This is a genomic window from Neobacillus driksii, assembly GCF_013409995.1.
Classification (GTDB): domain Bacteria; phylum Bacillota; class Bacilli; order Bacillales; family Cytobacillaceae; genus Neobacillus; species Neobacillus driksii.
The window spans coordinates 210668-230204 of record NZ_JACCBX010000005.1; the positions used below are offsets into that span (position 1 = coordinate 210668).

Consider the following 19537-nt stretch of genomic DNA (forward strand, 5'->3'; position numbering starts at 1 on the left):
TTTGTCCTCCTATATTTATTAGTTTATTTTAGTAAATTCATTTTCTATGAACCAGTTATAAGCTTTCTCTAGTCCATCATCTAAAGTTGTTGTGGCTCTCCAGCCTAAAAGATTAAGCTTTTTAACATCGACTAATTTTCTTGGTGTTCCATCTGGTTTAGTAGTATCGAACTTTATTTCACCAGTATAACCTACAACCTTTTTAATTTTTCCAGCCAATTCTTTAATGGATATATCTTCTCCAACTCCGATATTCACAATTTCATTACCTGTATAATTGTTCATTAAGTAAATACATGCATCTGCAAGGTCATCTGCATATAAGAACTCACGCTTGGGTGTACCAGTACCCCATACTTCAACAAATTCCGCATTATTTTCTTTTGCTTCATGAAATTTGCGAATCAATGCAGGCAACACATGGGAAGTATGTAAATCAAAATTATCATTTTCCCCATATAAATTAGTCGGCATTACTGAGATATATTCTGTACCATATTGCCGATTATATGATTCGCACATCTTTATCCCAGCAATTTTTGCAATAGCGTATGGTTCATTTGTAGGTTCAAGTAAACCTGTTAATAAGTACTCTTCTTTTAATGGCTGTGGTGCTAATTTTGGATATATACATGTGCTTCCAAGGAATAATAGCTTTTTCACATTATTTCGATATGCTGCGTCTATGATATTAGTTTGAATCAATAAGTTATCACGAATAAAGTCAGCAGGATATTGGTTATTAGCAACAATACCCCCAACTTTTGCTGCAGCAAGAAAAACAAATTCTGGTTTTTCTTCAGCAAAAAAGCTATCCACTGCAAATTTATCTCTAAGGTCTAGTTCTTTACTAGTACGAAATACGATATTTTTGTAACCTTTTTTATTCAGCATTCTAACAATTGCTGAACCGACTAAACCACGATGGCCAGCCACATATATTTTTGATTTATTATTCATTTTTATCCTTCCCTTTTAAATGATATAGTCAAATTATGCGATTACTAACAAATATGAACTAACTATAATTTATATAATTTTTAATTTAAGTATTACTCTTTATATATCTATCGTATGCCCTATCTCGCTCCATTACCAGTTAGGCATACCTTTACAGTTTTAATTATTATTAAAAGGTCTAAAATAAAACTAAGATTATTTAAGTATTCCATATCGAGATCAAGCTTTTCTTTTGGTGTAATATCATAACCTCCATTAACTTGAGCCCAACCAGTTATTCCTGGCTTCACTCGCAAACGCTCAACAAAGCCAGGTATTTCTTCATTAAATTGTGCAGTAAATACCGGTCTTTCTGGTCTAGGTCCTATTAAACTCATGTCTCCTTTTAGAACATTTACAAGTTGTGGTAGTTCATCAATTCTAGTCTTTCTAATAAACCAACCTATATTTGTTACTCTTGGGTCATTTTTTTGTGCCCATTGTGCTCCACCTTTTTCCGCGTCAATTCTCATTGATCTCAATTTGATTATTCTAAAGTAACTTCCATTTAGGCCTACTCTCTCCTGAAGGAAAAATGCTTGACCTGGAGAATCAATTCTTATTATTATGGCAAATACTAATATTACTGGCAGAGTAATTAATAAGCCCAAAAATGAAAAAATAATATCAAATAAGCGTTTCGTCAGATGGTAAAAGTGTCTCTTTTCTTCTTTATAAAGATATTGGATATAAGTTTCTGAAACAGCATATTCCTGAAAAAAATCAAATTGTCTCTTATGTTCCAACGGAATCCCCTCCCGCAATCAAACTCTATATTACTATTAGAACTCTTATTGAATTTGACAAGTTCATTATTATCTCTTTTGGCTGAATAGAAATATCTTTTTGTATTAAAATCCTAACCTTTCCAAACGCAATGACATTTTCCATAAAAATTACATTAAAAAAACTCTGGAATTTGCTCCCAGTACTTGTCTTTTTCGGAACAAAATGATTTCAGTGTTAGAATTATATCTACTCATATTTGTAGTTATAGTAGGGTAGACATTACTTTAGGTACAAATAGAATTCTTTTACATAGGATCGCTAGGATATGACCTCAGTTCTGACCCTTTTCATTTTTATCCTCGCGCCAATTTTTCTATGGAGATCTAACCAATTTGCAAAAAGATAAATACCTAATAAAAACGCAGCCCAACAAATGCTTATGCTTTCATTAGATATGTATTTTATATTATTAAAATTGGGCATCTAACCCGCCCTCACATCATACCTTTGACGACATGCGTCTAAGGATTTGGAGATCTCTCTTCCCTCCCACAGCGTGATCGAGTGCTCCCTTGGATATCGGACAGGGACGGCTCGCCGTTCAGCCTGTAAGTCTGAATGATATGTTGGCTTGTTAGCCATTCTTATCGGCATATTAGTATTTAAAATATATTGAATAGTCTTTTTCTCTTGATACTTTCAGGATCCTCTTTATAGACATGCTTACCTGCGATGGCGAGAGCAGCATTTTCTTCAAACATGTAAGCAATATCAGTACCGTACTTTTTTTCAATAACTTCAAAGGCATCTCTCATTTTAAAAGAACGTCCCTTAATATTGTGAGCATCAGATGCAATGAAGTGAGTCAAATTAGCTTCGATTAATTGGAGTGAAAAGTTTTTTATTTTCTTTCCAAAGTCACCTTTTATGCTCCCTGCAGTCACTTGTGTCAATGCCCCTTTTTTCACTAATTGATAAAGTATATCTGGGGATTCTATGATTTCCTGATTCCGTTCTGGGTGGACAACCACTGGTGTTAGTCCATTCATTTGCAGATCATAAAATAATTTTTCAGAATAACGGGGTACATGGTTTGATGGAAATTCTACTAATAGGTAAGAGGTATGATTTACTGGCAAAATTTCTCCCACTTTATATCCTTCAATCAATTCTCCATGTATTCGGACTTCCTGACCTGAAAGTATCTTCAAATCTATATTCTCTTCAATCAACTTTTTATTAAGCTCTTCGACTCTATCAATTATTAAATGTTTAGGATTTTCATAACGACTATTCATGTGATGTGGAGTTGCAACTATTGTATGAATCCCCTGCTCAACAGCCTTTCTTGCCATGTTAATACTATCAGAAAGAGACTGTGCTCCGTCATCGATACCTGGTAATATATGACAATGTAAATCAATCACGACCATCACTCTCTTTCTAATAACTTAATTATTTCATATATTTATTTTGTACCGTAGTAATAGTAGTAGTCGTTATTCTTCATTTCTTTATTATTCAAAATAACTCCTAACATTTTACTTTGTGCATTATCGAGCAATTCTTTTGCTTTTTTTGCAAGTTCAATTTCAGTCTTACCACTAGAAATAACAAAAATAGAACCATCCACCTTATTTGCAATAATTTGAGGATCTGCTACTGCTAATAGTGGCGGTGTATCAAAAATAATATAATCGAATAATTTTTGTGCAGATTCAATGAATTGCTCCATTGATTTTGAACTCAAAAGTTCTGCCGGGTTCGGAGGTACTGGTCCACTAGTTAATATAAATAAATCCTTTTCTTCCGTTTCAATGACTGTTTTTTCAAGCGTTGCTTGCTTTGTTAGAACTGTTGTAAAACCAAATAAATTATTAACACCAAATGTACGATGTGCAGTCGGCTTACGAAGATCCGCATCTACAAGTAGGACTTTTTTCCCAAGTTGAGCAAAGACAACCGCCAAGTTAGCTGCCGACGTAGATTTACCTTCACCAGGTCCTGAAGAGGTAACCATGATCGTATGGATTTCATTATCAATAGACGAATATTGTATATTTGTTCTAATCGTTCTATATTGTTCTGAAATTGGCGACTTCGGATCTAATGAAGCAATAAGTTTTCTAGCTGGGTCTATAGTTCTTACCTTTTTATTTTTCTTAAACACCAATACTCTCACCTCTTCCATTCGCTCTACCTACTGCTGACTTACGTCTTTTCAATTCTTCCATCTTTTGATTATCAAACGTTGCAATTACACCAAGAATAGGAAGTCCTAGTATTTTTTCAATATCCTGTTCAGTTTTTACCGTGTTATCAAAATATTCAAGTAAAAAGGCAAGGCCAACTGATGCCATTAAACCAACAACAATCGCAATTGCCACATTTAGCAACGGTTGCGGTTTGATTGGTGATTGTTTCTCAGCTACTGTTGCTTTAGCGAGGACACTGACGTTATCTACATTCATAATTTTCGAAATTTCAGTTTTAAAAACTTCAGCTGTTTTATTAGCTATTTTCGCTGCAGTATTTGCACTTTCATCTTGGACGGAAATGTTTACGACCTGTGAATCCTTTTCACTTCCAACAGTAACTTTTTCATTCAGTTGTGCTGCAGTCATATCTAGCTTTAGCTCGTCTGCAACCTTGTCTAGTATAGCAGGACTTTTAATAATTACATTGTAGGTATTAATTAACTGAAGATTTGTTTGAACTTCATTGTAGTTGTATGCAGCCTGATCACTCTTTGCTTGGTTAACAAGAATTTGTGTCGAAGTCTGGTATATTGGGGTAAGGAAAAAGTAACTAACGACTCCGCTCACTAAACCAGCAGTCAGCGTAATCAATATAATCATAACGAGTCGTTTCTTTAACGTCTCTAGTAATTCTTTCAAACTAATTGTTTCTTCCATTACAGATCCTCCTGTGCGTGTCTTTTTAAAACAAAGAGTATTATACCATTTTTACCTGTCGAACTTTGTCAATTTGTGACGGGTGGTGAATATTTATTTCAACCTATGTCATTTTAACATGATTTTTGTAGAATAAAAGTAGTTATTACTTGGAAATAGATTTACAATTTTTTTGTAAATCACCTAAACAATAATACCATACCTTTTGTAAATATTTGTAGTTTTTTGTATATGGTCTTATTTCCCATTTAGTTCTTTAATCATAATTAAATGGAATTTTTACGACATTACTCATATTATCACAATAAAAAAACTACTTTCACTAGTAATCTGTAAATTATATAGTTTTTTTGTAAATAGAATCCAATTCTTTCGTATATTTTTGCTATACTATATAGAAGAATTGCATTTGGGGGTATAAACATGAAATATTTACTTACTGCCATTTGGGCGTTGGTTTGCATAGGTGTTCTTGCTTTTAGCCATATTTCTTGGAATAAGCAAACAACAGTACAGGCCGTTAAATCTGAACATGATAAGAAAGTCGACCAGGAAAATAACACGGCTAACAATTATGAAGAATATTTGAAGATGGCTGGAAATTGGCCTGAAACCGCAAAAGATCAGTTCCTCCTTTCTATGAAGGCTGGTAACCCTTTTAAGATTCTCTTCGTTGGCTCTGGTGCACTTCAATGGGGAAACGTGGTTTCTCAAGGCTTAACAGAAAGTTTCGGTAGTAAACGAATATCTACTTCACTTCATACATTTGATTCAACGTCAGATGACTTTATTGCAGGGAATAAACAGTTAGAAATAGCAGCAGAAAAGGCACAGCTCGTTGTCATTGAACCCTTTCTTTTAAATGACAACGGTACAACTACCATTGATGTTACATTAGCCAATTTGACAAAAATAATGGATGATATTAAGGCTGAAAGTCCAGAAACTACCTTCATTCTTCAGCCATCCTATCCATTCTATCTTCCTAATTATTATTCCATTCAAGTAAAGGCATTAAAGGAATATGCTACATTAAACAATTTAACGTATCTAGACCATTGGTCAGCTTGGCCAGCAACCGATAATCCTCAAATAAATGATTATGTGACTCAAAGCGGTCCCAATGCCGAAGGGTTAAACGTATGGGCAAATTACCTTGTTGAATACTTCGTTAAAAAATAAGGCAAACTAGCTTTAAGCTAGTTTGCCTTTCTTCTATATTATTGAGCCTTCATTTTCATCAGGTCGATTTTCAAATCTTCAATCAATTTTGCAACAGTAACACCTTGGTCACTTACGCCACGATCATAAGCCTTCTTAACGATATCAAAGAATTCATTCGGAGTAAACTCTTCCTCCTTATTCTTACTCCCCATTCGGCAAATTTCTCCTTCCTTCTATTTATCTTTTGCCTATTCTACTAAACTTCTCAAATTTTGTAAATCATTTGTCAACTAATGTAAAATAGAAATATTTGTGTAATATTATCAATAAATTTACGATTTAAGCTATTGGTAATAACTTTCTTGTATTATTCTCCCTACATTTTTGGTATTCTATTTCTTAGACGTAAAAAATGTCATTTTTTCGGAGGTAAACTCATATGAGATCTAATAAAAAAGGTAAGAAGTGGTTGAAGGCCACTGGAATTGTTCTACTCGTGGTAATGATTGCATGCGGAACCTATGCTTTCACAGTCTACAATTCTTTTAAAAATGCTGTCGATACCATGCATGTTCCGATTGAGCGCAAACAATCTGAAAAACGTACAGAGCCGGTAGAATTTGTTGAAAAGGATCCTTTCTCTGTTTTAATGCTTGGTGTTGATTCACAAAGTGATAAAGGGCGCACAGATACGATTATTGTCCTTACCGTGAATCCAAATACAAACACTGCTAAAATGCTTAGCATTCCTCGTGATACACGTACTAAAATCATTGGTAAAGGATTTGAGGATAAAATCAACCATGCCCACGCCTTTGGGGGTGTCGAAATGGCGATGGATACCGTGGAGAACTTTTTAGATATCCCAATTGATTACTATATGAAGGTGAATATGGAAGGGTTTAAAGATATCGTTAATGCAGTTGGTGGGGTAACTGTCATAAATAACCTCGAGTTTACTCAAGACAATGTCCATTTCCCAGTTGGTGAAATTACCTTAACTGGAGAGGAAGCATTACCATACGTTAGAATGCGTAAACAGGATCCTAATGGTGACTTTGGCCGTAATACAAGACAACGCCAAGTTATCCAGGCTGTTATCAAAGAGGGCGCAAGTGTTTCCAGCTTAGCCAACTTCTCAGATATATTCAAAGCGATTGGCGAAAATGTTAAGACCAATTTAACCTTTGATCAAATGGTTGATATTCAAAAGAATTACAAAAGTGCAGGAAGCAACATCCAACAAATGGAAATAAAAGGTGCAGGAACGAAAATTAACGGAATATACTACCTACAAATTCCTGAAGATGAACGATTACGCGTTCAAAATGAGTTAAAAGCACAATTAGAATTAGAGTCTACTACAGCATCTACAAACTGATTGGGATGAGTTTCCCAATCAGTTTTTTTGTTTTCAAATAACTACTTTTAATTTTTGTAAATAAACCATTTACCTTTTCTTAATTAAGCAGGACCTTTTTTCCACTTTTTTGAATCAGCCTTCCACTAAATTGTCAGAATATTATTTACAGGAATCTATTGTATAATATTTACATGCCTTCAAAACAAGCATTTGTAACAAACTAAAAAACACAAAAATTGAAAGGGCGGGACTAGTTTTATGAAAAAGGTACGTAAAGCAATTATTCCGGCAGCAGGATTAGGAACACGATTCTTACCCGCTACAAAAGCAATGCCAAAGGAAATGCTGCCGATTGTTGATAAACCAACAATCCAATATATTGTCGAAGAAGCTGTTGCTTCCGGGATTGAAGATATCATTATTGTTACCGGTAAATCAAAACGTTCGATTGAAGATCATTTTGATTCTTCTTATGAACTTGAGCAAAATTTAGCTGAAAAAGGGAAATTTGAATTACTCGACAAGGTTCAGTATTCCTCTAACCTAGCTGATATTCACTATATTCGTCAAAAAGAACCAAAAGGGCTTGGACATGCTGTCTGGTGTGCTCGCAATTTCATTGGGGATGAGCCGTTTGCTGTTCTCTTAGGTGATGATATTGTTCAAAGTAACACACCTTGCTTGCGACAATTAATAGAGGAATATGAAGCTACCCTTTCTTCAGTCATTGGTGTCCAACAGGTTCCAGAAAATGAAACACATCGCTACGGGATTATCGATCCATTGATTCAAACGGGGCGTCTTTACCAGGTGAATAACTTTGTTGAAAAGCCAGCACGTGGAACAGCTCCATCAAATTTAGCAATTATGGGCCGATACATCCTAACACCTGAAATCTTTAGATTTTTAGATAACCCAGAAACCGGCGCTGGCGGAGAAATACAACTGACCGATGCCATTCAGAAGTTAAACAGCATTCAACGTGTGTTTGCTTATGACTTTGAAGGCAAACGCTATGATGTGGGTGAAAAGATTGGTTTTGTGAAAACTACAGTGGAGTTTGCTTTGCAGGATGAAGAGCTGCATGAAGAGGTACTAGACTTTTTAAAAGAGTTAGTTAGGAAAGACACTGTTATTAAATAAATTTAAAAAAGCTGATACTTTATGGATACGTTCACATATAAGTATCAGCTTTTTCTGTTTAGTTGTTCATGCAGTTTTTTGTTAGATTGAATATTATTATAACTAGTTGGAATCCTTATACGTTATATCAAGATTGTAATAATATATAATAGTATCCCCGCTTAGCAAAAGCGGAGCTCCATTTTTCTTCTATTATTTATGTAATTACTTCATGCCCGAAAGGTTCACTCCTCCGCCAATTTGGTGAATGTATTTAGAATGTTTACCAGCTAAAACTTGTTTTTGAGATGATAACAATCCATAAGAGGATGATACCAACACCACAGGCGAACCTAATTTAGCTGCTAATGGTCCTGCTGTTAGAGCATCCACTAAACTCAGGGTTTCTGATTTTGCTACCAGAATTGAGTTTAAATGCGCTTCCGGATAGAATTTGCTAATGACCTTTGCATTCGTTTCATGCCGATCTGTACCGCTAATTCGGTTATTGAGCACATTTGCCAAAGTAATCTTGTCAATTTGGTTAATGATCGCAGATGCGATGACCGCTTCCCCGCCGATAAAGTAAGCATCTGTTAATTGTTCATCTTTTAACCACGCTAATGTCTCTGTTGGCACTGTTGTTTTGTCTACTAGAATGATTGGCTGTTTTTTCAAACCTGCTTGTGCTGAAATTGACAGTGCATCAGGCTCCCCAAAAGCATAGGCTACATAAACAGTGTTCACATCGACTAGCTTATCGAGTTCCTTCGCAATTAACAAAGAGGTGTCTTTACGGTTTACGCCGCCTATGCGAGTGACTTTATAACCCTTTGCCTTTAACATGCTTTCAACTTTAGGAGAAATTACTGCCTCTCCACCAATTAATGTAATTTCTTTTGTTTTTAAGCGTGCAAGTTCATCTAATGTTACTTGTGGGATTGAATCTGCTGTTGTTAATAGAATTGGCGCATTTTTTGCAGACGCTAATGGAGTGGCTGTCAATCCATCAACAATCGCAAAGCCGTTTACTAGCAACACGCTCTCTGCGGTCTCCCAGCCTGTTTGCGATACCTTTGCAGCTGTTGCATATCTTGTATCACCGATTAAGGTTACTAGCTTTTTCTGAACGGTAACTTGTGTTGCAATACTTACATTACCTGCCTTGTCGACTGCGTACACTTCAACAACCTTACCACTTAGCTGGGCAGGAATCGTAATTGAATAATTTCCGCTACCATCGCTCACTCCTTGGCCAATTTCTACACCAGAGACTTTCGCAATTACTGTGGCATTCGGTTCAGAAGTACCTTTCACTACTGTTTCCATATCGGTTAGTTCTGTAACTGTTGGTGTTCCTGGAGCTGTTACGTCTTTTACCGTTACTATGAACCCATCACTTACATTTCCTGCTTCATCAGCTGCTATAATTACTAACTTCGTTTCTGCCTTTTGAACGGGGATTGTAACGGTAAATTTACCATCCACACCTGCTGTGCCACTGCCGATAACTGCTCCATTTACGTTCACTTCCACTTTCGAGCCTGCTTCTGCTTGCCCTGATACCATAGTATCCTTGTCAGTTACATCATTTACAGTTGGTTTTACAGGTGAGGTTACGTCTTTTACCACTACTTTTGCTGCGGCACTTACATTTCCAGCTTTATCTGTAGCGGTAACTTCTACTTCCGTACCTGCTTTTTGAACAGGGATGGTGACCGTAAACTTTCCATCTTGACCAGCTGTAGAGCTACCAATAATTGTTCCATCTGCTTTAACTTCTACCTTTGATCCAGCCTCTGCTTCTCCTGTTACAGTAGTATCCTTATCCGTAACTGGATTTACTGATGGCTGTCCAGATGCCGTTAGGTCTTTTACTACTACTTTCGCTGCTTCACTTACATTTCCAACTTTGTCTGTTGCCGTAACTTCTAATTCTGTATCTGCTTTTTGAACAGGGATTGTGACGGTAAACTTCCCATTACCCCCAGCTGTAGCACTGCCAATGACCGTTCCATTTGCTTTTATTTCTATTTTAGAATCGGCTTCTGCCTGTCCGACTACAGAAGTATCTTTATCTGTTACTGGATTTACCGATGGTTGTTCAGGTGCTGTTACGTCTTTTACTGCCACTTTCGCTACTGTACTTATATTCCCAGCTTTGTCCGTAGCTGTAACCTCCACTTCAACTCCTGCTTTTTGAACAGGGATTGTCACGATAAACTTTCCATCTGCACCAGCTGTTACACTACCAATGTTCGCTCCATTTGCTTTTGCTTCTACCTTCGAATCAACTTCTGCTTGTCCTGTTACAGTAGTATCCTTATCAGTAACTGGGTTTACTGTTGGTTGTTCTGGTGCTGTTGCGTCTTTTACTACTACTTTTGCTGCTGTACTGATATTTCCAGCTTCGTCTGTTGCTTTAACCTCTAATTCTATTCCTGCTTTTTGAGCAGGGATAGTGACCGTAAACTTTCCATCTGCTCCAGCTGTCGTACTGCCAATGACGGTTCCATTTACTAAAACTTCTACTTTCGCACCAGCTTCTGCTTGTCCTGTAAGTGTTGTATTCTTATCATTTACCTCATCCACCACTGGTTGAGCTGGAGGTGTTACGTCTTTTTCTCCCAAGTAAGTAAGCTCTGTTTTTGCACTTTCTGCATAACCCAGTGATGTTACAGTAACATATACTTTACCTGCTTCTTGGCCAAGTTGAGCTACTTCAATAGTTGCTTGACCTGATACAGCTGGCAGACTGGTTCCAAGCAAGTTGCCGGCAGTATCGTAAAGCTTCACAACATCATTTTCTGTTAGATTCTTAATAGTTATCACATCTACTACGCCTGTATTATTTACAATGACAACTTGATCCGCTTTGAGTGGATTCGATTGTACACCTGTGATTTCAACTTCTACTCGTTGGCTCTCATCCCATCCTGATTTTTTCAATGCTACATACACTTTGCCTGATACCAGACCAAATTCTTTAAGGGACAATGATACCTGTCCGGTGTCTGAAGCGGTTGCTGTTGCCAGCCTTAATCCACCAGTTGCTGCGTCATAGATATTAATGGTATCGCCTTTTTCTAACCCTGCTACATTCACAACATCTGCACTGTCTTTATTATCTGTCACGGTTATTTGTGATTTAGAGAACAATGGAGAGGAAACTGTTAGTTGATACGGTACGTCTACTGCTTGGGAATACTCAGAAACTTTTACATAATATGTTCCTGGTTCTAAAACGATTGTCTTCTCTTCCACTCCCGTTGCTAGTGAACCGTGACCTGTATGGAAGTACGTAATCTTACTTTCGCTTCCATTATAGATAGACACTGTCCAGCCTACATTCGGCACTCTCGGAATTGAAAAACGGACTTGTTGTTTGGCCGTAACAGTGAACTTGTAGTAGTCACTTACATTTTCCTTAAGCGCACCCGTGACTGCTTTGTTGATTTCCAGCGCAACCGCATCTTTAAATTCCCCTGTCGCGAGGTTTGTGATTGGTGTTGCTGCTTCACCTGCTGCTATGACAGGAATGGTGCCGAATAAATTTCCTGCCAGCAATGATACTGTAAGTACTGTAGGTATAACCTTTTTCTCTCTCTTACTTCCCAAAATTAACTCACCCTTTTTCTACATTATTTGAGTTACAATGCTATATTACTCTATTTTTCTACCTTTTTTGCCAGTTTTTGTTCATCGTTCAAACTAATGTCATATTTTAGAATATTATGGGATTTAACACTATTTGAAGGGTGTTAATACGAGTAACCTAAATGAATATTAAGACTGTGGGTTGCAGTTTTTCGGATTTTTTATGATAGTAATATAGTAATAGAAGAGTTGGATACGTACGTTTGGGGTTCCTTTTATTAAATGCCACTTTTGCTCCTATACAGGCTCTCCCCTATAGAAAAGAGCCCCGCTTATTAAAGTGGAGCTCCCGTTCTTCGTTATTCTGCTTTAATAGATCATCCAAAGCCGTCGGGTTCACGCCGCCGCCGACTTGATAAACATGATTTGTCCTATGTACGGTTTCTTCTGCTTTTTGACCTCCGGTTGTTGTATCTTTTTTATCCTTGTTCAAAAAGATTAAAAGTGAGGCACCGATCACCATGATGGCAACGGCCGTAATTATCCAATACTTTTTCACTTTTTCCCTCCTTTTTCGTTCTTTACATCCCCATTCTGAGTTTTATTGTCAGGTGCAGAAATTCCTGCCTGACCGATTTTTCAAATAGGTATTTCGAATTATCAAAATAGACCTCCTAGGACAATAGTCCATTTATTATATAGTGCAATTGGCTAAAAAATTACCTACTTTTATGCTGTCAAAATAACACTTTCTTTTTTCAAAAAGCGAGCTTTTCCCTATTAAACTATGAGGATCTTCCTTATTTCGCATAGCTCTAGACATTCTTTTAAACTTTCTATACCGTTTTAGAGGAAATTCATGGTAGAATATGTGTAATATACCAGAATAATAGAGGTGAAATGTAGATGAAGAAAACAATCGTTCGAGCAGTTTCGACTGCTGCCTTCCTTTCGACGGTATATGCTGGTTCGGCATACGCGAGCACGCATACGGTCGAAAAGGGAGATTCACTATGGAAAATTGCATCAAAATATCAAACTACTGTTTCCGAATTAAAGAGTTTGAATAACTTAACATCTGATTTCCTTCAGGTGAATCAAACACTTAAGGTTTCGGCTGATAACGCACCAGTAAAGTCAGAAGCATCTGCACCGGCACCTGCTTCTACAAGTCTATACGTTGTCAAAAGTGGTGACTACCTTGGCAAAATCGCCAAGCAGTTTAATACTACTGTTAGTGCTCTTAAGTCTCTTAATGGATTAACTTCCGACTTGATTTTTGTTGGACAAACACTCAAGGTTTCAGGAACAGCAGCAACAACACCAACTCCACCACCAGTAGTGACTCCGGTTACTCCACCTGCTGATTCAACTGCCAACTCCGTCTATATCGTTGTACGCGGTGATTCTTTAAGCAAAATTGGTTTACAGTTCAACATGAGTGTTGCACAATTGAAGCAGGTTAATGGTTTGAATTCAGATATGATTTATGTGGGACAAACTTTGAAGGTTACAGGAAAGACAGTAGCGCCAGCACCAACTCCAACGCAGCCTGTAACACCAACACCTGTTGCGCCTGAGCAAACGACTGAATACACAGTGAAAAGCGGAGATACCTTAGGGAAAATTTCACTGCAATACAACATGACCGTTCAGAAATTAAAGGACCTCAACGGTTTAACATCAGACATGCTTTATGTGGGTCAAAAACTGAAGGTTTCTGGTAGTGCCGCGGTCGTGAACCCGCCAGCGGAAACATCAGGACCAACAGGAGATTTTGCGTCGGACTTCATCAACGCTGCCAAGAGCGTAATGGGTGTCCCTTATGTTTGGGCTGGATCTACGATAAATGGCTTTGATTGCAGCGGATTTATCTATTATGTTGCCAATAAAGCAGGCTACAAAATCGGCCGCTATTCCGCAGCAGGCTACTATAGCCGTACCTACTACGTCGATCAGCCAAAACCAGGTGATATTGTCTTTTTTGAAAATACATATAAAAAAGGTATTACGCATCTAGGTATCTATCTTGGTAACAATGAATTTATCCATGCTGATGAGAAAAGAGGTATTAGCATCGCAAACCTGAATAACTCTTACTATAAGGCGCATTTTGATGGGTTCAAGAGGTTTTATTAGGTTTATTATTTCTTAGGAGTCAGGCATTTTTGCCTGGCTTATTTGTGTTTTGGGTGTTGTGGATTGGCCGTTTTGTTTGTTAGGCAGGTAAACTTGGGAAATGTGCAGGTAAAAGTAAAATGGAATCTATGCAGGTAAGTGATCCAATTTGGCAGGTGGAGGATTCATTTTGGCAGGTAAGATAAAAGAGGTAACTAAAATGCACACTTGAATCTAGACTCTGAGCTTACTTTCGAGCGTAATATCCATATATAGGTAATTTAAATACCTGAGCCAGGCCGCCGCCTGGCTTTTTCAGCGGTGAGTATGGTGTTTTGAATTTGTTAGGCAGGTGAACAATGCATATATGCAGATTAAATGGAATCTATGCAGGTAAACAAGCCCTATCTGCAGGTAGAGCACACCTTTTGGCAGGTAACCAAATTTACTTTAACACCGGACCTTTCTTTTTAATTCTAGTTCCCACTTTGCTGCCGTTCTCCTTCGCATTTTTTTGAAGCCACAAAAAGATATCCGTAATCACTTTTGATAGGACGAGGATCACGCCATAGGTTAGAAACAGGTGAAAGTAATTTGCCCATGAGTTGAACTTGAACAAATTGTGCATGACAAAGATCGGTTTTAGGACAAACGAAAGACCGAGACTTAATATCAGTGTATAGAGGTAATAGTTTTTATTATGTTTAGTCGTCCATTGATACACCAATATGAACGAGACCGGGGCCAGCGATGCGTCCATTCCGAGACTATGCGCGACAAAAGGAATCATCTTATAAGGATACGTCCAAAGTCCTTGCGTCGAACCAAAGTCATCAAAATAGCCAAACCAAACATGGACATTGAATCCATAGAAGCCGAGCTGGAGTGCCCTCTTCCAGTCCATCGCAAAATAAAGAATGATTAGCGGGGACAAAAACATCACAACGTGAAACCAAAATTGCCAAGTATCAAAAGCGGAATACTCTAGCCAATATTTTAGCCATTGGTGGGATCCCTGTTGCTGTTCTTTTATTAACTTATGTAAAGCCTCTCTTTGAGCATCACTCATGGATTTCCCTGCCTTGATCGTATTTTCATTTTAATTTGCCCAAAGTGCTGGTAAAAAAATGGATGCCCTAAAAATTTTTTAATTTGTATATGTAAAAGGAATTAAGGCGATGACAGTAGAATGGTTACATACACGAGGAGGAATGAAATGTGGAGAAATTCGGGATATACGGCAAGTTAATTGCAAAAGAAGGCGAGCGCGAACAACTGGCAGCGATTCTTTTAGAAGCAGCTGAATCGCTGCAAAATCATGAGGATTGCGAATTATATCTTGTCAGTGTGGCACCAGAGGACCCTAACGCGGTTTATGTGTATGAGGTATGGAGCAGCGAGAGTGCCCATCAAGGGTCATTAACGCTAGAATCTACACAAACATTAATTCAGCGTGCGAAACCCATCCTTGCTGGAATGGAAAGGATTTCGACGCTTGTTCCTAAAGGCGGCAAAGGAATTTAGTCTATTCCTTTGCCATTTAGATTTAGCTGCTTCACCAAAGATGTAACAAGTGTATTCAAAGGATTGATAATGGTTTGAGATGTTTCCTGCTCTACTTGCTGTGCCGCGCTAACCATTGATAGTTGTGCAACCGAAACAACCCTCTGCTGATATTTTTTCAAAAAATTATAAACTTCATTTTGGTACTCATCTTTTTTCCCGCTCATGATTAATGCAAAAGTATTCTCGATGACCTGAACTTCGATATCCAGCTTCTTCTGATGATTTTTCGCAAATTGCTGAAGCCTGTCCATTGTTCCTGGAACAGTATCAGGGTTGGTAAACACAATTGTTTGGGGCTGGTCAATCTGACAAAGCGCTTCAAAGTACGGTTCATCCATCTTAATGATCGGTACGTTTGTTGAAAGTTCCCCCAGTAAGGCAATATAGTTGGTACAGGTGATGAGGACGGCGTCCACACCTGATTTCATCACCCATTCTACTTGTTCCTTTACTTTCCTTTTGGCATCGGACTTCGTGAAATCCGGGTCCGACATCACACGAACCATCAATCCCGGATCAACAAAATGACTTAACTCAACGTCATAGGCCGAAAGTGCTATTTCGATATAATCAATGTTCGAATAATGTGCATGCAAACAGCCAATTCTTTTCTTCATGCTCTCGCACCTCTTCCTTTTTTTAATGGGTCTAATATCCCGTTTATGAAGCCAAGTACATATTTTTTACACTGGATGCCATCATAGTAAGACACATAAAGGGGGTGCTTACATGAAAAAGCTTCTAGTTTGTTTAATGATCCTTTTTGGCTGTAACAGTGCCTATCTACCTCCATTCGACGATGCTGCCTATGCAGAGCAGAAACCGACTCCTCCCTATGCTAAGTGGAGTAAGGTAGCAATGGACAAAACGAAGGAAAAGTATCCGAACGCGCAAATCGTTGACTATCTTTATGTTGGACGAAAAAATGGAGACCGTACCACAACTGAGAAGTTCAAATTATGGTTAAAAGAAAATCAAAAAGAATTCGGTGTCTATGTAGACATTGAATTTACCAAAGAAACTGAGCAAGTTGTCAATGTTACTTATACAGAAACGGCTAGGTAATGGCGGCCGGCCAGGGGTCCATGACAGGTGTTATCTTTTGGCTTCATAATGCAATTCAGCAAACTGTTTATAGCGCCGAACATCGACCAGCGTGAGTTTGTTTTCCTGGTCCCCTGGCACAAACAACGGAATTCCCTTTCCAATAATCGTTGGCGCAATCTGAATAATAAATTCATCTACCAGCCTTAGTAGCGGCTTTAATACTTCTCCACCACCAACTACCCAAATCCGTTTGCCTTCCTGTTCCTTCAAGGACTGCGTAAAACCTGCGATATCTTCATTAATAAATGTAACATGTTCATCTTGGCCTGTCATCCTACGGGAAAAAACATAACATGCCTTCCCTTCATAAGGGAATTTTTCAGGTGAAAGAATCGCAATTTGGTCGTACGTACTTCTTCCCATCAAAATCGTATCAACACTGTCGTAAAATTCCTGATAACCTGTTTCTTCTTCCCCCTCCGTCCCAAATAACCAATCCAACGAATGATTTTCACGGGCGAGGTAGCCATCCAAGCTGATTGCACCGTAAAATACTAACTTGCTTTGTTTACTCATCGTTAATCCTCCCTTGAAACGTATCCGCCACTAAATTGCTAAACTCCCTTAGGTAATGAAGATAATTACTACCTCCATAGTTATATCGTTTATTGAACATTTTTGCGACAACAACATTGTATTCTGGAATCACAAGTAATGTTGGTCCGGTGACACCAAGTATTTGATAGGAGCCTTTTGGGACACGTTCACCCAATTCGCTGTGTTTGGCCGGGGTACCTTGGACAAACCAGAATAAGCCGTTTTGCGGCAATTCTTTATTTTTAAAAGGAGGACTTTGGACTTCCGTTGCCAATTGAATCACTTCTTTTGGAACGATTCCCATTCCCTTGTTCAAATGAAGATTTCCCCATTGTGCAAACTCTCGAGCCGAGGTATGGAGATTGGAATCCATCCCGTTGTTTGTTTGTCCCAATTTATAGGAGGCAGGCTCTTCGGGGGCATCAACGACCGGAACCAAGTTTTCATTTGGCTTTGTTTGCCAAGCCGTTTCTGTAAAACCCAACGGCTTGAACACTCGTTCTTCGAGCAGTTCGGGGAAGCTTTTACCATGAAGCCTGTTTACTAGTTCGGTTATCATTAAGATGTTAATCCCTCTATACGCCCAACTCTCGCCATGATGAAACTCCCTGATGATGGCTCCATCCTCCATTTGATGTAAGCCGTGAGAATGGGTAACCAGATGCCGGATGGTGGTTTTTTCTAGAAGATCCTTATCTATGTGTTCAAAATATTGGACAGCTAGGTCATCTAAATTCATTTTACCTTCATACAAAGCATATGCTATCACTAAACCTAGATAACTTTTTCTTGCTGAAGCGACATTGAATTGCGAAGTTTCATCAATCGGACGGGAGTTTTTTATGTTAGAATGATAGCCGCTGTAGTGCTCTAGCACGATCATATTGTCCTTGATAATCACAAGTGCGGCCCCGCTGCTATGGTTGAGATTCTTTATATCTTCTATATATGAAATTAATTTTTGAAAAATCGTAGCCACACACCTTTCTAGTATTCTTTAATTCTATATGTACTTGGTATTATCCTTTAGTAGGGGGATATGGACGTGAAAAAGTTGATTGAAGAGTATCGTTGTGGATATGGGTTGCTGCTGGACGCCATTGAAGGGCTGAATGAGGAAGAGTTGCGGTTCAAACCTAGCCCGGATCAATGGAGCATTCATGAAATCATTATCCATGTTGCGGATTCTGAGATGGTTTCGGCACAGAGAATGAAAAAAGTATTAGTCGAAGAGTCGCCCGTTCTTGAGTCATTTGACCAGGAGGCATGGGCTAAGAAGTTAAGGTATGAGGATTTGGACCGTGAAACTTATCTTCTCCTGTTCAAATTACTTCGTTCCAGCATGGTGCCTGTTTTAGAGGGGCTGAATGCCGAGCAAAGTAAGCGTGTCGGGATGTATACTGACGCTGGACCGTTCACGTTCAGACAATTGCTAGAATATCGTGTTCAGCATGTCCGCGGACATCTAGCCCAAATCGAGCGGGTGAAAGAAGCGTATTGGCAGAATGGTTGTAACCCTTAATCCTGTTCTAACATATACTATATAAGATGGGAGGAAGCACCTCGCATCACCTAGACTGACTTTCCAAAGTCAGTCTTTTTTTACGGGCCAAATCACGGACTTATGTGCCTAATTTCTAATTTACGCGCCGGATTTATCTTTTACTTGCCGGATCTATCTTTTACGTGCCGATTTCTAAATTTACGTGCCAAATTCCAACTTTACGTACCAAACCCACCCGTCTAGATAAAACCACAAGATTATAGAAGGAATTTCCAATTTTATATCGAATAAAATGCTAGTGAAAAAAAGGAGGTATACATATGAAGCGTCGTCATGAGGTGCTGTTTACGCAATTAGAAACCTATCGAAGTTATATTTTAGGGGTACTAGAAAATGTATCTGAAGAAGTGGCTGATGTGATTCCACAGGGATTCAACAATAATATCCGCTGGAACCTTGGGCATATTTATCTCGACCAATACCTATGGATTCAGGCTGTGACAAAAGAGAAGGCAGGAGTTCCTGAACAGTTTCAAACTTGGTTTGGATACGGAACGTCACCCGCAAACTTCACTCCAGAGACACCTACGATTGACGAATTGAAGAATCTTCTAAAAGAACAACCTGCTCAGATTAAGGCGCAGTACGGCGAGCGATTGGAAGAAGAGTTCCCGCCGACCGAATTGGGCATGCACACCATCGAACAAGTTCTCATTCGAACTATTTTTCATGAAGGCATGCATCTCCAGACCATTCTCGATTTGAAGAAATGCATGAAGTAGGACAAGGCTCCTTTCATGTATGTGAGAAAAAAGA

At 38.4% G+C, this 19537-nt stretch carries 20 protein-coding genes; 8 read left to right on the forward strand and 12 right to left on the reverse strand.

Features of this window, described 5'->3' with window-relative positions; genetic code table 11:
* Window positions 1-18 precede the first annotated feature (18 nt).
* The 5 genes from fcl to F4694_RS12900 form a co-directional block, all read right to left on the reverse strand.
* On the reverse strand, window positions 19-960 hold the full coding sequence (gene fcl, locus F4694_RS12880) for a GDP-L-fucose synthase (protein ID WP_179598444.1): 942 nt from the start codon (window positions 958-960) through the stop codon (window positions 19-21).
* 119 nt (window positions 961-1079) lie between these two features.
* Complete coding sequence (locus F4694_RS12885; protein WP_179598446.1) at window positions 1080-1745, reverse strand: sugar transferase; 666 nt, start codon at window positions 1743-1745, stop codon at window positions 1080-1082.
* Window positions 1746-2390: 645 nt separating this feature from the next.
* Window positions 2391-3155 carry a tyrosine-protein phosphatase gene (locus tag F4694_RS12890; RefSeq protein ID WP_179598448.1) on the reverse strand — a complete coding sequence of 255 codons (765 nt, stop codon included), beginning with the start codon at window positions 3153-3155 and terminating at the stop codon, window positions 2391-2393.
* Window positions 3156-3196: 41 nt separating this feature from the next.
* A complete protein-coding gene (locus F4694_RS12895) occupies window positions 3197-3919 on the reverse strand; it encodes a CpsD/CapB family tyrosine-protein kinase (RefSeq protein ID WP_179598450.1) in 723 nt (240 codons plus the stop codon).
* Window positions 3891-4643 carry a YveK family protein gene (locus F4694_RS12900; protein ID WP_179598452.1) on the reverse strand — a complete coding sequence of 251 codons (753 nt, stop codon included), beginning with the start codon at window positions 4641-4643 and terminating at the stop codon, window positions 3891-3893. The genes F4694_RS12895 and F4694_RS12900 overlap by 29 nt, the downstream gene beginning before the upstream one ends.
* A 423-nt stretch (window positions 4644-5066) precedes the next feature.
* Between F4694_RS12900 and F4694_RS12905 the strand changes: the two genes are divergently transcribed.
* Window positions 5067-5825, forward strand: coding sequence for an SGNH/GDSL hydrolase family protein (locus tag F4694_RS12905; protein WP_179598454.1), 759 nt, complete (start codon window positions 5067-5069; stop codon window positions 5823-5825).
* Between the two features lie 38 nt (window positions 5826-5863).
* Here F4694_RS12905 and F4694_RS12910 read toward each other — a convergent pair whose 3' ends face one another.
* On the reverse strand, window positions 5864-6019 hold the full coding sequence (locus tag F4694_RS12910; RefSeq protein WP_179598456.1) for a hypothetical protein: 156 nt from the start codon (window positions 6017-6019) through the stop codon (window positions 5864-5866).
* Between the two features lie 227 nt (window positions 6020-6246).
* Here F4694_RS12910 and tagU point away from each other — a divergent pair, with 227 nt between their 5' ends.
* Together tagU and galU are read left to right on the forward strand one after the other, a co-directional pair.
* Window positions 6247-7188: a polyisoprenyl-teichoic acid--peptidoglycan teichoic acid transferase TagU gene (tagU, locus tag F4694_RS12915; RefSeq protein WP_179598458.1), complete on the forward strand. Its 942-nt coding sequence runs from the start codon at window positions 6247-6249 to the stop codon at window positions 7186-7188.
* Between the two features lie 240 nt (window positions 7189-7428).
* Window positions 7429-8313 (forward strand): UTP--glucose-1-phosphate uridylyltransferase GalU, encoded by an 885-nt coding sequence (galU, locus tag F4694_RS12920; protein WP_179598460.1) that lies wholly within the window; start codon window positions 7429-7431, stop codon window positions 8311-8313.
* A gap of 204 nt (window positions 8314-8517) precedes the next feature.
* On the opposite strand, the gene F4694_RS12925 is transcribed toward galU, so the two are convergent.
* Window positions 8518-11910 (reverse strand): Ig-like domain-containing protein, encoded by a 3393-nt coding sequence (locus F4694_RS12925; protein ID WP_179598462.1) that lies wholly within the window; start codon window positions 11908-11910, stop codon window positions 8518-8520.
* 292 nt (window positions 11911-12202) lie between these two features.
* Window positions 12203-12448 carry a hypothetical protein gene (locus F4694_RS12930; RefSeq protein ID WP_179598464.1) on the reverse strand — a complete coding sequence of 82 codons (246 nt, stop codon included), beginning with the start codon at window positions 12446-12448 and terminating at the stop codon, window positions 12203-12205.
* Between the two features lie 347 nt (window positions 12449-12795).
* On the opposite strand from F4694_RS12930, the gene F4694_RS12935 reads away from it, so the two are divergent.
* Window positions 12796-14028 carry a C40 family peptidase gene (locus F4694_RS12935; RefSeq protein ID WP_179598466.1) on the forward strand — a complete coding sequence of 411 codons (1233 nt, stop codon included), beginning with the start codon at window positions 12796-12798 and terminating at the stop codon, window positions 14026-14028.
* 424 nt (window positions 14029-14452) lie between these two features.
* Here F4694_RS12935 and F4694_RS12940 read toward each other — a convergent pair whose 3' ends face one another.
* Window positions 14453-15076 carry a CBO0543 family protein gene (locus tag F4694_RS12940; RefSeq protein WP_179598468.1) on the reverse strand — a complete coding sequence of 208 codons (624 nt, stop codon included), beginning with the start codon at window positions 15074-15076 and terminating at the stop codon, window positions 14453-14455.
* Between the two features lie 149 nt (window positions 15077-15225).
* On the opposite strand from F4694_RS12940, the gene F4694_RS12945 reads away from it, so the two are divergent.
* Window positions 15226-15531 carry a putative quinol monooxygenase gene (locus tag F4694_RS12945; protein WP_179598470.1) on the forward strand — a complete coding sequence of 102 codons (306 nt, stop codon included), beginning with the start codon at window positions 15226-15228 and terminating at the stop codon, window positions 15529-15531.
* Here the strand turns inward: F4694_RS12945 and F4694_RS12950 are convergent.
* On the reverse strand, window positions 15528-16190 hold the full coding sequence (locus tag F4694_RS12950) for a hypothetical protein (protein ID WP_179598472.1): 663 nt from the start codon (window positions 16188-16190) through the stop codon (window positions 15528-15530). The two genes, F4694_RS12945 and F4694_RS12950, sit on opposite strands and share 4 nt — an antisense overlap.
* Before the next feature lie 112 nt (window positions 16191-16302).
* Between F4694_RS12950 and F4694_RS12955 the strand changes: the two genes are divergently transcribed.
* Window positions 16303-16638, forward strand: a complete 336-nt coding sequence (locus tag F4694_RS12955; RefSeq protein ID WP_179598474.1) for a DUF3889 domain-containing protein — start codon at window positions 16303-16305, stop codon at window positions 16636-16638.
* 30 nt (window positions 16639-16668) lie between these two features.
* Here F4694_RS12955 and F4694_RS12960 read toward each other — a convergent pair whose 3' ends face one another.
* Entirely contained in the window at window positions 16669-17196 is a 528-nt protein-coding gene (locus tag F4694_RS12960; protein ID WP_179598476.1) for a dihydrofolate reductase family protein, read from the reverse strand.
* Window positions 17189-18187: a serine hydrolase domain-containing protein gene (locus tag F4694_RS12965; protein ID WP_308806346.1), complete on the reverse strand. Its 999-nt coding sequence runs from the start codon at window positions 18185-18187 to the stop codon at window positions 17189-17191. Before F4694_RS12965 ends, F4694_RS12960 begins: the two co-directional genes overlap by 8 nt.
* Window positions 18188-18262: 75 nt before the next feature.
* Between F4694_RS12965 and F4694_RS12970 the strand changes: the two genes are divergently transcribed.
* The gene (locus F4694_RS12970; RefSeq protein ID WP_179598478.1) at window positions 18263-18739 is read left to right on the forward strand and encodes a DinB family protein; all 477 of its coding nucleotides are present in this window, start codon (window positions 18263-18265) and stop codon (window positions 18737-18739) included.
* Between the two features lie 302 nt (window positions 18740-19041).
* Window positions 19042-19503 carry a DinB family protein gene (locus F4694_RS12975; RefSeq protein ID WP_179598480.1) on the forward strand — a complete coding sequence of 154 codons (462 nt, stop codon included), beginning with the start codon at window positions 19042-19044 and terminating at the stop codon, window positions 19501-19503.
* Window positions 19504-19537: the final 34 nt, after the last annotated feature.

Coding starts and splice junctions, on each gene's coding strand:
- fcl (WP_179598444.1), bottom strand. CDS start 960: ATGAATAATAAATCAAAAATATATGTGGCTGGCCATCGTGGTTTAGTC.
- F4694_RS12895 (WP_179598450.1), bottom strand. CDS start 3,919: ATGGAAGAGGTGAGAGTATTGGTGTTTAAGAAAAATAAAAAGGTAAGA.
- F4694_RS12900 (WP_179598452.1), bottom strand. CDS start 4,643: ATGGAAGAAACAATTAGTTTGAAAGAATTACTAGAGACGTTAAAGAAA.
- F4694_RS12905 (WP_179598454.1), top strand. CDS start 5,067: ATGAAATATTTACTTACTGCCATTTGGGCGTTGGTTTGCATAGGTGTT.
- F4694_RS12910 (WP_179598456.1), bottom strand. CDS start 6,019: ATGGGGAGTAAGAATAAGGAGGAAGAGTTTACTCCGAATGAATTCTTT.
- tagU (WP_179598458.1), top strand. CDS start 6,247: ATGAGATCTAATAAAAAAGGTAAGAAGTGGTTGAAGGCCACTGGAATT.
- galU (WP_179598460.1), top strand. CDS start 7,429: ATGAAAAAGGTACGTAAAGCAATTATTCCGGCAGCAGGATTAGGAACA.
- F4694_RS12935 (WP_179598466.1), top strand. CDS start 12,796: ATGAAGAAAACAATCGTTCGAGCAGTTTCGACTGCTGCCTTCCTTTCG.
- F4694_RS12940 (WP_179598468.1), bottom strand. CDS start 15,076: ATGAGTGATGCTCAAAGAGAGGCTTTACATAAGTTAATAAAAGAACAG.
- F4694_RS12950 (WP_179598472.1), bottom strand. CDS start 16,190: ATGAAGAAAAGAATTGGCTGTTTGCATGCACATTATTCGAACATTGAT.
- F4694_RS12955 (WP_179598474.1), top strand. CDS start 16,303: ATGAAAAAGCTTCTAGTTTGTTTAATGATCCTTTTTGGCTGTAACAGT.
- F4694_RS12960 (WP_179598476.1), bottom strand. CDS start 17,196: ATGAGTAAACAAAGCAAGTTAGTATTTTACGGTGCAATCAGCTTGGAT.
- F4694_RS12975 (WP_179598480.1), top strand. CDS start 19,042: ATGAAGCGTCGTCATGAGGTGCTGTTTACGCAATTAGAAACCTATCGA.